This window comes from Paraburkholderia sacchari, assembly GCF_000785435.2.
Lineage (GTDB): Bacteria > Pseudomonadota > Gammaproteobacteria > Burkholderiales > Burkholderiaceae > Paraburkholderia > Paraburkholderia sacchari.
The window spans coordinates 52235-66626 of the sequence record NZ_JTDB02000010.1 but is presented as its reverse complement, the minus strand read 5'-3'; the positions used below and the strand labels follow the sequence as shown (position 1 = coordinate 66626).

General features: G+C 64.2%; 13 protein-coding genes and 1 pseudogene. 10 read left to right on the top strand and 4 right to left on the bottom strand.

The features are described from left to right. Nucleotides 1-240 precede the first annotated feature (240 nt). Both NH14_RS27440 and NH14_RS27435 read left to right on the top strand, forming a co-directional pair. Nucleotides 241-1158, top strand: a complete 918-nt coding sequence (locus NH14_RS27440; protein ID WP_035530899.1) for a LysR family transcriptional regulator — start codon at nucleotides 241-243, stop codon at nucleotides 1156-1158. A gap of 191 nt (nucleotides 1159-1349) precedes the next feature. After that, on the top strand, nucleotides 1350-3068 hold the full coding sequence (locus NH14_RS27435; RefSeq protein WP_035530786.1) for an FAD-dependent oxidoreductase: 1719 nt from the start codon (nucleotides 1350-1352) through the stop codon (nucleotides 3066-3068). 51 nt (nucleotides 3069-3119) lie between these two features. Here the strand turns inward: NH14_RS27435 and NH14_RS27430 are convergent, their stop codons facing one another. Beyond that, nucleotides 3120-4700: a cation:proton antiporter gene (locus NH14_RS27430; protein ID WP_035530788.1), complete on the bottom strand. Its 1581-nt coding sequence runs from the start codon at nucleotides 4698-4700 to the stop codon at nucleotides 3120-3122. Between the two features lie 48 nt (nucleotides 4701-4748). Further along, nucleotides 4749-5024, bottom strand: a complete 276-nt coding sequence (locus NH14_RS27425; protein WP_035530790.1) for a XapX domain-containing protein — start codon at nucleotides 5022-5024, stop codon at nucleotides 4749-4751. Nucleotides 5025-5310: 286 nt separating this feature from the next. On the opposite strand from NH14_RS27425, the gene NH14_RS27420 reads away from it, so the two are divergent. From NH14_RS27420 to NH14_RS27390, 7 genes are all read left to right on the top strand, one after another. Then, nucleotides 5311-5997: a hydrolase gene (locus NH14_RS27420; RefSeq protein ID WP_035530791.1), complete on the top strand. Its 687-nt coding sequence runs from the start codon at nucleotides 5311-5313 to the stop codon at nucleotides 5995-5997. An 87-nt stretch (nucleotides 5998-6084) separates the two neighbouring features. Further along, the gene (locus NH14_RS27415; protein WP_035530793.1) at nucleotides 6085-6252 is read left to right on the top strand and encodes a DUF1427 family protein; all 168 of its coding nucleotides are present in this window, start codon (nucleotides 6085-6087) and stop codon (nucleotides 6250-6252) included. A 28-nt stretch (nucleotides 6253-6280) separates the two neighbouring features. Then, a complete protein-coding gene (locus tag NH14_RS27410) occupies nucleotides 6281-8182 on the top strand; it encodes an amidohydrolase (protein WP_035530795.1) in 1902 nt (633 codons plus the stop codon). A gap of 1 nt (nucleotide 8183) precedes the next feature. Continuing rightward, a complete protein-coding gene (locus NH14_RS27405; protein WP_035530796.1) occupies nucleotides 8184-8630 on the top strand; it encodes a DoxX family protein in 447 nt (148 codons plus the stop codon). Nucleotides 8631-8666: 36 nt separating this feature from the next. Then, nucleotides 8667-9581 (top strand): VOC family protein, encoded by a 915-nt coding sequence (locus NH14_RS27400; protein WP_035530798.1) that lies wholly within the window; start codon nucleotides 8667-8669, stop codon nucleotides 9579-9581. Next, nucleotides 9578-10273: a YoaK family protein gene (locus NH14_RS27395; RefSeq protein ID WP_035530800.1), complete on the top strand. Its 696-nt coding sequence runs from the start codon at nucleotides 9578-9580 to the stop codon at nucleotides 10271-10273. Before NH14_RS27400 ends, NH14_RS27395 begins: the two co-directional genes overlap by 4 nt. Before the next feature lie 57 nt (nucleotides 10274-10330). Continuing rightward, nucleotides 10331-11860, top strand: coding sequence for an alginate export family protein (locus tag NH14_RS27390; protein WP_035530802.1), 1530 nt, complete (start codon nucleotides 10331-10333; stop codon nucleotides 11858-11860). A gap of 675 nt (nucleotides 11861-12535) precedes the next feature. Here NH14_RS27390 and NH14_RS27385 read toward each other — a convergent pair. Beyond that, nucleotides 12536-12910, bottom strand: coding sequence for a hypothetical protein (locus NH14_RS27385; protein ID WP_035530804.1), 375 nt, complete (start codon nucleotides 12908-12910; stop codon nucleotides 12536-12538). Between the two features lie 63 nt (nucleotides 12911-12973). Here NH14_RS27385 and NH14_RS27380 point away from each other — a divergent pair, with 63 nt between their 5' ends. Beyond that, nucleotides 12974-14035 carry an AraC family transcriptional regulator gene (locus NH14_RS27380; RefSeq protein WP_035530806.1) on the top strand — a complete coding sequence of 354 codons (1062 nt, stop codon included), beginning with the start codon at nucleotides 12974-12976 and terminating at the stop codon, nucleotides 14033-14035. Between the two features lie 194 nt (nucleotides 14036-14229). Here NH14_RS27380 and NH14_RS27375 read toward each other — a convergent pair. After that, nucleotides 14230-14358 (bottom strand): annotated as a pseudogene (locus tag NH14_RS27375) (IS110 family transposase); the annotation flags it as partial. Nucleotides 14359-14392 lie beyond the last annotated feature (34 nt).

Here is a 14392-nt window from a genome sequence, read left to right as displayed (position 1 = left end):
GGCGGGGGGCGATTCGGTTGCGTCAAGGTTAGACATTTGGCGGCGGCATCGGAATACACCCGCGGCGCAAACGCCCATTGCGTCGTGCGCAACGAAAGGCTCGGGTCCTCGTGACGGTGCAAGCGTGTCACGATGCGCCTGAAAAGTCCTGAATCCGGCAGTTAAATGTTGCGCGCGCGCCCTGGCGAATGGGTGCCGAAGACGCGTCAAAGGCGCAATCGCGCTGGCATAATCGCTGTCATGGACAAGCTACTCGCACTGAACACGCTGCTCGAAGTCGCCGATGCGGGCGGCTTCGCGAAGGCCGCTCAACGTCTTGGCGTGGCTACGTCGTCGGTCACGCGGCTGATGGACGCCCTCGAAGCCGCGCTCGGCACGGCGCTGCTCACGCGAACGCCGCGCCGCGTGAGTCTGACCGAAGCGGGCACGGCGTACGTGGAGCAGGTCTCGAGGATCCTCGACGACCTCGCCGAAGCCGACGAAAGCGTGCTCGACACAGGCGCGGCGCCGGCCGGCGCGCTGCGCATCACCGTACCGTCCGTGTACAACCGCGTGGTGCTTGCACCGCATCTCGCGGCATATCTGCGCGAGTATCCCCGCGTCGCGCTCGACGTGGTGGTCGCGGATAATTTCGTAGACCTTGCTATCGAGCGTATCGACGTCGCGGTGAGGATCGGGCTGCCGTCGGCAGATCCCAATCTCATCGTGAAGACGCTGGCCGGGAACCCGCGTATGGTCGTCGCGAGCCACGCGTATCTCGAACGCGCTGGCACGCCGCGGCATCCCGGCGAAATCGCGGAGCACGAATGCGTGCGCGTGGCCTATGGCGGCAGTTACCGCGCGCGCCAGGTCTGGACTTTCACGCGCGGCGACGTGGAGGAGAAGGCGAATGTGCGCGGGCGGCTCATCTCCAACAATCTCGACATGCTGCTGGAAGCGGCGCTGGCCGGCCAGGGACTGGCCCTTCTTCCCGCGTGGCTCGTGAACGAGCATGTCCGCGCGGGCCGCCTGCTGCACTGCTTCGCCGACTGGCGCGTGAGCCCGCACAACGGCGACGCGCTCACGTACGCCGCATATCTTCCCAACCGGCGCCACTCCACCAAGGTGCGCGCGTTGCTGCAATTTCTCGAGGCGCGGGTGGGGCAGGAAGCCGGTTAAGGCGCGCGCAGCGCGTCCTGCACGCGTATTCAGAGCATGTCTGCGACGGTCGCTTCCACGCGAAAGCGGCGCAGCGTGGCTCGCGCGTTCAGAACGTTTCAGTCCGGCTTAATGTCTGCCCGTGCGAAAAATGCCACGATGAGGGGACACGATACAGGCAATTGATTGCCTGAGCGCGAGGCAAAACCCATATGATCGACGCAGACGACGCAAGTACAAGCACGAGCCAGGACTCACCCGACTCCGAGCATCCGTTTTCCTCGCTGGAACATCGCAGGCACCAGATGTTTCCCCGCCTTTCCAGCGCAGAGATCCATAGCGCGAGCCGCTTCGCACGCCGCAAGGCGTTCAAGGCCGGGGAGCTGATCTTCGAGACCGGACGCGAGGCCGAAGGGTTGCATATCCTGCTGAGCGGCCGTGTGCGCATCGAATCGCGTGACGCACAGGGGCGCACGACGCTCGTCACCGAACACCACGATGGGCATTTCATGGGCGAGATGGTGCAACTCACCGGCAAGCCGTCCCTCGTCGACGCCATCGCGCTCACCGACTGCGACACGCTCGTGCTCAAGCCGGAGCAATTGCGCGCGCTTATCGTCGCGGACGCCCAGCTTGGTGAACACATCATGCGCGCGTTGATCCTGAGGCGTCTCGGGCTCATCGAGCAGGGACTCGGGCCCATCATTGTCGGCTATGCCGATGACGCGCGTCTCGTCCGGCTGCAGGGTTTCCTGCGGCGCAACGCGTATCCCGCCGCCGTGATCGATGCGCGAAACGATTCGGAGGCCGTACGGTTTCTTGCGGGACTCACTTCGAATCCCGATGACTTTCCGCTCGTTTTTTGCCCGGACGGGACGGTCCTGCGCGCGCCAGATGAGGTGGAACTTGCCACGCGGCTTGGCCTCGTGCCGACCTTCTGTGCTTCGCAGTGCTACGACATTGCGATTGTCGGCGCCGGTCCAGCGGGCCTCGCGGCGGCAGTGTACGCCGCATCGGAAGGGCTCTCGGTGGTGGTGTTCGACCGGCGTGCGCCGGGTGGGCAGGCTGGCGCGAGCGCACGTATCGAAAACTACCTGGGCTTTCCAACGGGGATCACGGGGCAGGCGCTCGCAGCGCGCGCATTCCAGCAAGCGCTGAAGTTCGGCGCTCATGTTGCGATTCCGACTGTTGTCGAGTGCATCGAACGCACGTCCGCCACGTTCACCCTCGCGCTTTCCGATCGACAGAGCGTTCGGGCGCGATCTGTCGTGGTGGCAAGCGGCGCGGCGTACCGCAGACCTTGCGTGCCGGGCTTCGAGCACTTCGAAGGCCGAGGCGTCTATTACTGGGCGTCTCCCATCGAGGCGCGTCTCGTGAGAGGCCAGGACATCGTGCTGATCGGCGGGGGGAATTCCGCGGGGCAGGCTATCGTGTTTCTCGCCAACTTCGCAAGAAGCGTGCGCGTGCTGATTCGGCGGCAGAATCTCGAAGCCACGATGTCGCGCTACCTGATCGACCGAATTAGCGCGCTGCAAAATGTTTTGATCTGCGCGGGCTGCGCGCTCGAATCGCTGGAGGCGAGCCATGGAAGTCTCGAGCGCATTCAGGTCCGGCATCAGGATGCGGGCAGCGAGACTATCGAGACCCGGCACCTTTTCCTCTTCATCGGCGCCGACCCGAAAACCGACTGGTTGACATCGACCGGGGTACAACTCGACGAGCACGGATTTGTCGTGACCGGGCCGTCCGACGCGAGCAACGGCGCGGGCTGCCTGCCGCTCGAGACGAACGTGCCAGGCCTCTTCGCCATCGGCGACGTGCGCTCGGGCGCGGCGAAGCGCGTAGCCTCGGCGGTAGGCGACGGCGCGGCGGTGGTCGGGCAGATTCATGCCTGGCTCGCCCGGTGCGAGTCACGAAGCTGCGAATCCTGAGCCAGTCGTAGCGGGCCGGCGCAAGCGAAGCCGCGCGATCCGCGCAACGCGTTACGGTTCGAGCAGACGCTGCAGGCGCAACTCCTCGAGATCGAGTTCGGACTCGATGCGATGCAGAACCCCATCGTCCACTTTTCCCACGCGGTGCAGGTCGAGCAGCGTCGCGCGCGACACGCCGACAAGCTCGAGTTCGACGCGCAGAAAGCGCGCGCGGTCCTCGACGCGCTCGACGCCTGAAGTGTGCGCATCCTGGTTCGCGCTCACGCGGATCCGGTACTCGGCGCGCAGACGCTCGAGCGTTGCGCGTTCGAGGCCGGACGCGCGCTTGCCGATCTGCTCGAGTGCGGCAAGGGACGCGCCGAACGTTTGTGCGCGCGCCTCGTGCTCGGACATGGTTTGGCGCGCGGCCGCACGCAGCTTCAGCAGGCGGATGAGAGGCGCAAGACTGGCGCCCTGCACGACGAGCGTCGCGATGATCAGCAAGAAGGTGCTGAACACGATCAGATCGCGGCCCGGGAAATTGCCCGGCAACGCAATCGCGGCGGCAAGACTCACGACGCCTCGCATGCCGGCCCATCCGAGCACGACGGCCTCCGCGAACGACCAGGGCTGAGCGCCCGCGCGCCTCGCTCGCAACCGGCTCGGCAGCCACACCGCGGCGAACACCCACACGAGGCGCGCGACAATTGCCGCCGCCGTCGCGGGCAACGCGACGCGCAACCCGGCTGCCAGCACGGCGCCTTCGTGATGCACGCCCGCGAGAATGCCGTGTAGCGCGAGGCCGATAAGGATGAAGACGAGCGCATCGAGCACGAACACGATCGCCTCCCAGGTCGCCTTGGCCTTGATGCGCATGTCGGCGTCGAACACGCGGTGCTGGCGCACGCCGAGCACGAGGCCGCACGTCACCACCGAAAGGACGCCCGAGCCGTGCACGGCCTCGGCGATGCCATAACTGGCCCACGCCATCACGAAAGTCACGACGATGCCAAGCATCGGGTCGCGCAGGCGCGGCAGCACCCAGCACATGGCCTGGCCGCAGGCGAGGCCGACCGCGACGCCGATCAGTGTCAGCGCGAAGAACAGCCCCGTCGCGCTCGCGACGGTGATCGTGGCCGCGAGCGCGGCGGAAACCGCCATCTGATAGAGCAGCAGTCCCGAAGCGTCGTTCACGAGGCTTTCGCCTTCGAGCACCGCTACGAGCCTGCCGGGCAGCGGATGGCGCTGGAGGATCGCCTTGGCGGCGACCGCATCGGGCGGCGAGACGATCGCGCCGAGCGTGAAGCACGCGGCCCACGGCAGGTCCGGATTGAACGCGCGCACCGCGAAGGCAACGGCGACGGTCGTGAACGTGACCGCACCGAGCACGAGCGAGGTAATGGTGGCGAGTTCCTGCCGGAATTCCTTCCATGCCGTATAGAACGAACTCGACATCAGCAGCGGCGGCAGCACGGCCGCGAGCAGCAAGTCGGGGTCCATGTCGGGCACGCGTTTGCCGGCCACTGCGATGACGCAGCCGCCCAGCAAAAGCACGACGGCAGGCGGGATCGAGACACGCTCGGCGAGCCAGGTCAGCGCGCCTGCGCCACAAATCAGCAGCAGGAGATAGTGAAAAAGCTCGACGTTATTCATTCATTTGTCAGCGGTTCAAGCAGTGCAGAGCGGGCGCGCGGCGGTACATCATGATGGTTGACGGTCTTTTGCCGCGGCATCCGAAACTTGAGCGCCGGGCAGCGAGCCGAACATGTGCTGGCCGCACTTGGCGTCGCGCCATGCTGTGCGCGGCTTGTCGCCCGAAAGCATGCGGCGCGCAAGCGGAAGGATCTGCTCGCCTGCCAGCATGCCGAGCAGTCCAATCAACGCGATGATGGGCGGGGCGGGCGACTGCACGCTGATCGCGGAGTAGACGACACCGATAAGCACGCCGGCCAGCAGCGAAAGAATATAGGGTTTCATGATACGAATCTCAGTGGAAAACCGGCTCATAAAGAGGCCTTGCGCGGCACTTTTCTCGAAAGGGTATCGGGTTTTCAGAGGCGGGAGAAGGCGCGTTCAGATTAATTAAGGGTTAATTTTCTGGAATTGGATTAATTCGTTTTTTTTAGTTGTTGAACGTCTGCTTTAGCGTGTCAAATAACCGCAGCTGGCCGGACAATCTCGCCAGTGCAATGCATCCCGGTCGCCTCGCGGCCATGCCCGCAAGGTAGCGTCTCCTCTCCCCGGTTCAAAGGAAACTAGTGTAATGAGCAATCCTAAGCTTGAAGTCCTGACCCCGCAGAACAGCCAGTTGATCATCATCGATCAGCAACCGCAAATGGCCTTCGGCGTGCAGTCGATCGACCGCCAGGTCTTGAAGAACAACGTCGTTGCGCTGGCCAAATCGGCCAAGGTGTTCAACGTGCCGACCACGATCACGACGGTCGAATCAGAAAGCTTCTCGGGCTATACATATCCCGAACTGCTCGACGTGTTTCCCGATCACAAGCTGCTCGAGCGTACGTCCATGAATTCGTGGGACGACCAGAAGGTTCGCGACGCGCTCAAGGCGAACGGCCGCAAGAAGGTGGTCGTGGCCGGCCTGTGGACGGAAGTCTGCAACACGACGTTCGCGCTGTGCGCCATGCTCGAAGGCGGCTACGAAATCTACATGGTGGCCGACGCCTCGGGCGGTACGTCCAAGGATGCGCACGACTTCGCCATGCAGCGCATGGTTCAAGCGGGCGTAGTGCCCGTGACGTGGCAACAGGTCATGCTCGAGTGGCAGCGCGACTGGGCTCGCCGCGAAACGTACGACGCGGTCATGGCGATCGCGAAGGAGCATTCGGGCGCGTACGGCATGGGCGTCGACTACGCCTACACGATGGTCCACAAGGCCGCCCAACGCACGGCTGTGCCGCACGAGTTGCTGGCGGCGGTGCCGGCGAAGTAATCGCGCGCGCCGCGTCAGCGCAGGCTGGCGCGGCGCGTTCCATGCGCCAGGCGCTGGTTCAGTGAATTGATCGATCAGGATAACTGAATGGAATCGTATCTCGTGTCGCTCGGTGCTGGCGCGCTCGCCGGTGTGATCTACAGCGCCATCAAGGTCCGCTCGCCCGCGCCGCCGCTGGTCGCGCTCGTCGGCTTGCTGGGCATGGTGATCGGCGCTCAGGCTATTCCAACCCTCAAGCCGTTGTTCGGCTTTTAATCGCAGTACGTGAAGCGAGGAACCGCACATGTGTGCAACCGCTACCCATCCCGATCTCATTTTGCATAACGGCCGGTTCACCACGCTCGACCGTTCGAACCCGCGCGCCACCGCCGTGGCGATCGTCGATGGCCGCTTCGTGGCGGTGGGCAGCGATGCCGAGGTGATGCCGCTCGCGGGCAGCGCGACCCGAGTCGTCGATCTCGGCGGCCGGCCCGCACTCCCCGGCTTGATCGACAATCACCTGCACCTGATTCGCGGCGGCCTCAACTACAACATGGAATTGCGCTGGGACGGCGTTCGCTCGCTCGCCATTGCCATGGAAATGCTCAGGCAGCAGGTCGCAATCACGCCCGCGCCGCAATGGGTGCGTGTGGTCGGCGGCTTCACCGAGCATCAGTTCGAAGAGAAGCGGCTGCCGACCATCGAAGAACTGAACGCCGTGGCGCCCGATACGCCCGTGTTCATTCTGCATTTGTACGACCGCGCGCTGCTCAACGCAGCAGCCCTGCGCGTAGTGGGCTATACGAAGGAAACACCCGAGCCGCCTGGCGGCACGATCCTGCGCGACGGTGCAGGCAACCCAACCGGCCTGTTACTCGCGAATCCGAATGCGTCGATTCTCTACGCGACGCTCGCGAATGGTCCGAAGCTGCCGATCGAGTATCAGTACAACTCGACGCGCCATTTCATGCGCGAACTCAATCGCCTTGGCGTGACCGGCGCAATCGACGCAGGCGGCGGCTCGCAGAATTATCCCGACGATTACGAGGTCATCCGCAAGCTCCATGAGGCGGGCGAGATGACGGTGCGCATCGCGTACAACCTTTTCACGCAAAAGCCGAACGCCGAAAAAGAAGATTTCGTGAACTGGACAGGCTCGGTCAAGTATCACGATGGTTCGGACTACTTCCGGCATAACGGCGCGGGCGAAATGCTCGTGTTCTCGGCGGCCGACTTCGAGGATTTCCGTGTCGCGCGCCCCGAACTGCCGCCCGGAATGGAGGGCGAACTCGAAGGCGTGGTGCGCGTGCTGGCGCAGAACCGCTGGCCGTGGCGGCTGCACGCCACGTACGACGAAACCATCAGCCGTGCCCTCGATGTGTTCGAGAAGGTCAACCAGGATATTCCGCTCGAGGGCATCAACTGGTTTTTCGATCACGCGGAGACCGTTTCCGAGCGCTCGATGGATCGTATCGCCGCGCTCGGCGGCGGCATCGCCGTGCAGCATCGCATGGCTTACCAGGGCGAGTATTTCGTCGAGCGTTACGGCGCGCAGGCGGCTGAAGCCACGCCGCCCGTCGCGAAGATGCTTGCGAAGGGCATCAAGGTGTCGGCGGGTACCGACGCCACGCGCGTCGCGTCGTACAACCCGTGGGTGTCGCTCGCGTGGCTCGTGACCGGAAAGACGGTGGGCGGTCTGCGGTTGTATCCGCAGCGCAATCTGCTCGATCGTGAAACCGCGCTGCGCATGTGGACGGAATACGTCACCTGGTTCTCGAACGAAGAAGGCCGCAAAGGCCGCATCGCGGTCGGGCAACTCGCCGACCTGATGGTGCCGGACCGCGACTTCTTCGCGTGCGCCGAGGACGATATCGCCACGACGACGGCGTTGCTCACGGTCGTGGGCGGCAGGATCGTGTGGGGCGCGGGCCCGTTCTCGCAATACGACGCGCCGATCCCGCCCGCCATGCCGGACTGGTCGCCCGTGCGCCAGTACGGCGGCTATGGCGGCTGGGGACGCGGGTACGCAAACCAGCAGCGCGAAGGTGCGCCGCTGCAGCGTGCGGCGGCAGCAGCGATGTGCGCCTGCGCGAGCGCTTGCGACGTGCACGGTCACGGCCACGCGAACGCATGGGGCAGCACGTTGCCGACCTCGGACGCCAAGGGCTTCTGGGGCGCGCTAGGCTGCTCCTGCTGGGCGATCTGACATGACAGCGCTGAACGGCAGCCGCAACCCCGCATGGGTGCGTGCGCTGCTTTCGCCGTGGTGGGTCGCGGCGCTCGTGCGCCTCGCGCTCGTCTCCGCGTATTTGATCGGCGGCGTCAACAAGGCGCTGCACTTCGACGGCGCCATCGCGGAGCAGGCCCATTTCGGCCTGCATCCGCCCGCGCTGTGGGCGGCGCTTGCGGTCGCGGTCGAGATCGGCGGATCGCTGTGCATCGTGCTGCGCCGCTTCGTCTGGATTGGCGCGGGAGGACTCGGTGTGCTCACGGTCGTGGCGATGCTCGTCGCCAACGACTTCTGGAATCAGACCGGCACCGCGCGCTTCATGGCGCTCAACAGCTTTTTCGAGCATTTGGGGATGATCGCGGCGCTCGTGCTCGCGACGATGCTCGTCGATACGCAACCCGCATCCGGCAACAGCCGGGCATGATGGGGCGGCAAAATGAAACATCAAGGAAATCCCGTTATGAAAGCCATTCGCTCTGTACTCGCCGCCGTGATGATCGCGGGCGGTCTCGTCGTCGCGCCCGTGTCGTTCGCGAAGCCACCGGTGCTTCCGGCGCAGGCGCCGTGGGTCGCGGTCGGTCCGCAGTACGACACGACTCACGTGTACGTTGCGCCCGAAGATTTCGACCGCTTCACGGACAGCTTCGTGGCGACATTCGGCGGCAGCAAGTCGAAGCAGGGCGTGTTCCAGGTCACGCCGACACCGAGCCAGACGATGTCGCAGCTCGTCTTCACGCCGGTGGGCACGATCTCCGTGTTCGGCTTCAAGACGCCCACTCCCTGGCCGTTCGGCGCCGAGCGCACGGGCTACCTCGTGACCGACATGGACGCGGCGGTGAAATCGGCGCGCGCGCTCGGCGCGGACGTGATCGTCGATACGTTCCCGGACCCGATCGGCCGCGACGCGGTGCTCACGTGGCCGGGCGGCGTCAACACGCAGCTCTACTGGCATACCCAGGCGCCGCACTACGACGCGCTGCAGACCGTGCCCGAGAATCGCGTGTACGTGTCGCCGCAAAGCTTGCACAGGCTCGTGCATGCCTATGTCAACTTCTCGCACGGCAAGGTGGTGTCCGACGAAGCCAACGCACCGGGCGTCGAAATCGGACGGCCGAACGACACGTATCGCCGCGTGCGCATTGACTCGGGCTTCGGGAAGATGACCGTGCTCGCGACCGACGGCCATCTGCCTTATCCGTTCGGGCGCGAAATGACGGGCTACGAAGTGGCGAATCTCGCCGAGACGCTGGAGAAGGCCAAGGCCGCGGGCGTGAACGTGCTCGTTGCGCCGTTCACTTCCGAAGGACGCACCGCTGCGATCGTCCAGTTCCCGGGCGGCTATATCGCCGAGATTCACGCCAACGCGGCGCAATGAAACACGAAGACACGATACTCGCCGCCATCGCCGGATTCGTCGACACGCTGAGCTTCGTGGCGCTGTACGGGTTGTTCACCGCGCACGTCACGGGCAACTTCGTGCTGATCGGCGCCGGCGTTGCAGGCTCCGGCAACGGCGTCTTGCTCAAGCTGATCGTATTTCCGGCATTCGTCGGCGGGGTTGTTTTGAGCAGCCTGCTGGTGCGCTCGCTTCCTGAGACGTATTCGCGTCAGGGCGCGCGCCTGCTTCATTGGGTGCAGGCCGTGCTCATGGTCGGCTTTTGCCTCGCGGGCGTCTGGGCGACGCCGGTCAGCCGGCCCGACAGCCTGGCGGTCATCGTGGCCGGTGTGGTCGGCGCGTTTGCGATGGGCGTGCAGAACGCGCATCCGCGCTTGATCCAGCGTGCTGGCGTGCCGAATACCGTCATGACGGGCAACGTCACGCAGGCCATTCTCGACGCAGTCGACATGCTGTGCGCGAGCACGGCCGAAAGCGCACGCGAGGCCGCACGTGCGCGCTTCGCGAAGATGATGCCGGCCATCGCGGCATTTGCGATCGGCGCGGTGGCGGGCGCGCTTGCGTTGCGCTACGTGGGCTTTTGGGCGCTGCTCGCGCCGGCGTGCGCGCTTGCGGGACTCGCGTTGACCACCGGCGAATACGAGCGCGCGGCGCAGCCGGGGCATACGTAAGCCCATGCGAGCCGGTAGGACACATCCAATCACAAGCCGTCAACGGCAAGGAAACTCATGGTATCGAGCACGATGCGCGGGCGGCGGTTCGAAAAGGCCGCCAGCGTGACGGTCATCGCAGGGCTGCTGCTAACGGCCGCCGACGCGGCCTTCGCGCAAACCGCCACGCAATCCGCAGCAGCGGTCAATCTCGCAGCCGACGCGGCGGATGCGGCAACTACGGCCGGCAACACTGCAGCGCAAACGGATGACATCCAGGCGGTCGGCACGTGCGACGTCAAACGTCCCGCCGTGATGTTCAATCGCTGGCAGGAAGACTGGTCCGTGCTCGCCAATCCGTGCGTTGCGCGCAAGCCGCTCGACGGCCTCAAGTACATTCCGCTCGGCGGCGACCCCTCGTCGTATCTTTCGCTCGGCGCGAATCTGCGCGAGCGGATCGAAAGCAACAACGCGCCGCTGTTCGGCATCGGCTCCGCGCAGTCGGACACGTACCTGATCCAGCGCGTGCAAGTGCACGCCGACGCGCATCTCGCACAGCACTGGCAGTTCTTCGTGCAATTCGTGGACGCCCGTCCATTCGGCAAGAACTCGGTGACGCCCGTGGACAAGAATCCGCTCGATGTCGAGCAGGCATTCGTGACCTATACCGGCGCGCTCGGCGGCGGCACGCTCAAGGTTCGCATTGGCCGCCAGGAAATGGCGTTCGACTTGCAGCGTTTCATTGCCGTGCGTGATGGCCCGAATGTGCGCCAGTCGTTCGACGCAGTCTGGGCCGACTACGAATATCGGAAGTGGCGCTTCATCGCGTACGCGACGCAGCCCGTGCAGTACCGCGACGCGACCGTGTTCGACGACGTGTCGAATCGCGATCTCACGTTCAGCGGCGTGCGTTTCGAGCGCCAGTCGGTGGGGCCGGGCGATCTGTCGGGCTACTGGTCCCGCTATAACCGCAGCAACGCGCGATATCTCGATGCGAGCGGCGTCGAGCGTCGTGACGTATGGGACTTGCGTTACACCGGCACGCAAGGGCGCTACGACTGGGACGCCGAAGGCATGATGCAGACGGGTACGGTCGGCAACAGCACGATCGGCGCGTGGGCGATCGGCACGATTACGGGCTACAAGCTCGACATGCCATGGTCGCCGCGTATCGGTCTGCAAGTGGATGCGGCTTCGGGCGACCGTCATCCGAAAGACGGCCGGATCGGAACCTTCAACCCGCTGTTTCCTAACGGCTATTACTTCACGCTCGCCGGCTATACCGGCTATTCAAACCTGATTCACGTGAAGCCTTCCATCACGCTCAAGCCGAGTGCGAATCTCGCGCTACTCGGTGCGCTGGGATTCCAGTGGCGCGCGACGACCGGCGACGCCGTGTATCAGCAGGGCAGTCAGGTCGTGCCTGGCACGGCAGGCAAGGGCAGTCTGTGGACCGGCATGTATGTGCAGTTGCGCGCGGACTGGACGATCGCCGCGAACCTCATCGGTTCGATCGAAGCCGTGCACTTTCAGGTGGGCAACACGATACGCGAGGCGGGCGGCCGCAATGCCGACTACACCGGTGTCGAACTCAAATACGGGTGGTAACGAGGGGTGATAGCCGCTTGGCGATGCGTTCGGTGGCGTGGCGACCCTGCTCGATGATGATGTTTGGTCGCTCTCAACTGGCCTGTGTCCTGGTGCGGCGCAAGCCATCGGTCCTCTGGCCACCTACTGTCACTAGGGGACTGGCGCGACTGCCGTCCCATGACATTTGAACCGCGAGGGTCTCCGCTAAGCGTCATTAAAGCTCGAAAAGATCTGTCTGCCCGGCAGCGCACGGCTGCTGGCTCGCTTCGTTTCTCCCGGATCCGCCGAATTGCACGGCGTTGCGCAGCGCCTGGTTGCAGAAACACTGCGCGAGGTCGACACAACGTACACGATATTCAGCGTGGCAAACTGGAGAAAACGCCGGATGGCGGAGGTTGTTTGGGAGATGGCTGAAATTAGGAGGTTTGAGTGGCACCAGAATCTGTTCCGGCATCTTCCGCCGGAATCCTGAAACCCGCGTTGGCGTTAGGCCGCGCGGGTTTTTGTTTCCAGGGTGGTCTGGGTTTGAACATGGACAGCCGGTGAAATCGGGTGGTATTTCTGGTGGTACCAGCGCGCACACAGAATGATGATCTAGCGATCGAAGTGTCGACCACCGAACAATTCGTCAAAACTCTTCAGCTTACTCATCGGGCGGCCATCGGTTCGTTCAGTCCCGCACCTTGACCGATTTCACGTCGCCATTTGTAGCAGAACCGCCGCGGCGACGGTGAGCTTTTCCGAGACGGATTCGGTCGACAGGCGCGCGCGCTCAGCCATCGTCGCGCTCTCCGTCCTCTGACTCGAGCGGCGGCTCGGGCGGCGCCCGCGGCCGCAGCCACGGCAGGCCGATCTGGGCGAGTGCCGTGCCCCCGCTTGGGCCGTGATAACACCGAGCCAGATCGCGCGCAGAAACGCGAACGCCACGCGCGTATCGCGCAGCGCTTCAGCGAGACAGGCATTTTCCGAACGGAAGGCCGTCACGTCGAGATCCGTCTCGGGCAGCGCGCCGAACATCACGCGCTGTACCCGTGCCACGGCCCTTTGGTCGGCGATGAAGTCGAGCATGTGACAGCCTGTCCTATACTACTTGGCAAATCAGGACATGACCTTGAGAATTTGGGACGGAACATGCTGCGCAACCCGACGCGAAGTGCCAGCCTCAGCGACTATGAACCGCTTGCCCGCTCAGTCGGGCTGGACCCTCTGCGCATGGTGCGTCTCGCCAAGCTGCCGGTGAGGGCGCTCAACGATCCGAATCTGATGATTGATGTCACTTCGGTAGTCTGGTTGCTGGAAGAATCGGCTCGCCTGTCTGGTCAGGAGGCGTTCGGACTGCTGCTCGCAGAAAGGAGAAACCTGGCTAACTTCGGCATGCTGGCCCTGATGCTTCGCGAGGAGCCGACGCTGCGTGCCGCCATGCAGTCCATGGTCCGCTATATGCGACTCCACAACGCTGGCGTGCAATTGCAACTCGAGGACGCAGGCGACCTGGTGCTACTGCACGTCAGGATGGATACGCAACGCCACGGGAGCTGGCGCCAGGCCGTGGAAACGTCCACCGGCATCGGGTTGCGGACCCTCAGGATATTGAGTGGCAATACCTTTCGGCCGGCCAGTATCCGTTTCACCCATGCTCCCCCTGCGAGCCTCGAAGTCCATCACCGCGTGCTTGGAACGTCAATCGAATTTTCGCAGGAATCCAATGCCATTGTTTGCCGTAGCCGCGACCTGGATTTGCCGATTCCTGCCGCAGATCCGGAATTGAAACGCGAGGTGGAGCGATGGCTTGATATGCAACTGGCCGACTTCTCGGAAGAGCCGGTTCAGCGTACGCGCCAGATCGTCAAGATGCTGCTGCCAACAGGCCTTTGTTCCGTCGACCGGATCGCACAGCATCTTGGGATGCATCGACGCACCCTCAACCGACACCTTGCGACTGACGGCGAGAGCGTCACCACGATTGTCGACGCGGTACGCGCGGAGCTTGCCGAGGAGTACCTGTCCAACAGCAAGCGCAAGCTGTACGAGGTCGCCGAGCTCCTTGGGTTTTCCTGTGCGGGCGATTTTTCGCGATGGTTCCGTGCCCGCTTTGGTAGGCCACCTTCCGATTGGGTGGCCCACTATCTGAAAGCCCACGCGGCCGCTCAACCGGTTTCGCACCGAAAGCGCGGCGCGCAACGAGGCCTCTGATCCGCTACATTCAAGTCCGCCGTACTGGCTGCCTGGGGCAACCGGCCCGGCTTCTGCCGTGTGTCCACTTTCTCTTCCGTCTCGGGGTGCGTGAGCACGACCGGATGCTCGACGTCGGGGTCTTCGCGGCCGTGGCGTCGCGCTGCTCAGTGGGCTGCTGGGCCGCGAAGGTTGTTTCCAGACTGTGCTGGCATATGCGGCATTGAACGGGCAGCCTCGGTGATGATCGCGGCATCGCGGGCGTCTGTCCTGGCTTCACCGGCATGCAAGTCGGCAATGCAGCGCATCGCCATTCCGGGCAGACAGGCAACCAGAACGCCGGCGTTGTCAACTTGATGGCAGCCGGCGGTGCTAGAT

Bases quoted from the DNA above. Each gene is read 5' to 3' on its own strand.
- NH14_RS27440 (WP_035530899.1), top strand. From the start codon at position 241: ATGGACAAGCTACTCGCACTGAACACGCTGCTCGAAGTCGCCGATGCG.
- NH14_RS27390 (WP_035530802.1), top strand. From the start codon at position 10,331: ATGGTATCGAGCACGATGCGCGGGCGGCGGTTCGAAAAGGCCGCCAGC.
- NH14_RS27395 (WP_035530800.1), top strand. From the start codon at position 9,578: ATGAAACACGAAGACACGATACTCGCCGCCATCGCCGGATTCGTCGAC.
- NH14_RS27405 (WP_035530796.1), top strand. From the start codon at position 8,184: ATGACAGCGCTGAACGGCAGCCGCAACCCCGCATGGGTGCGTGCGCTG.
- NH14_RS27420 (WP_035530791.1), top strand. From the start codon at position 5,311: ATGAGCAATCCTAAGCTTGAAGTCCTGACCCCGCAGAACAGCCAGTTG.
- NH14_RS27415 (WP_035530793.1), top strand. From the start codon at position 6,085: ATGGAATCGTATCTCGTGTCGCTCGGTGCTGGCGCGCTCGCCGGTGTG.
- NH14_RS27435 (WP_035530786.1), top strand. From the start codon at position 1,350: ATGATCGACGCAGACGACGCAAGTACAAGCACGAGCCAGGACTCACCC.
- NH14_RS27425 (WP_035530790.1), bottom strand. From the start codon at position 5,024: ATGAAACCCTATATTCTTTCGCTGCTGGCCGGCGTGCTTATCGGTGTC.
- NH14_RS27430 (WP_035530788.1), bottom strand. From the start codon at position 4,700: ATGAATAACGTCGAGCTTTTTCACTATCTCCTGCTGCTGATTTGTGGC.
- NH14_RS27400 (WP_035530798.1), top strand. From the start codon at position 8,667: ATGAAAGCCATTCGCTCTGTACTCGCCGCCGTGATGATCGCGGGCGGT.
- NH14_RS27410 (WP_035530795.1), top strand. From the start codon at position 6,281: ATGTGTGCAACCGCTACCCATCCCGATCTCATTTTGCATAACGGCCGG.
- NH14_RS27380 (WP_035530806.1), top strand. From the start codon at position 12,974: ATGCTGCGCAACCCGACGCGAAGTGCCAGCCTCAGCGACTATGAACCG.
- NH14_RS27385 (WP_035530804.1), bottom strand. From the start codon at position 12,910: ATGCTCGACTTCATCGCCGACCAAAGGGCCGTGGCACGGGTACAGCGC.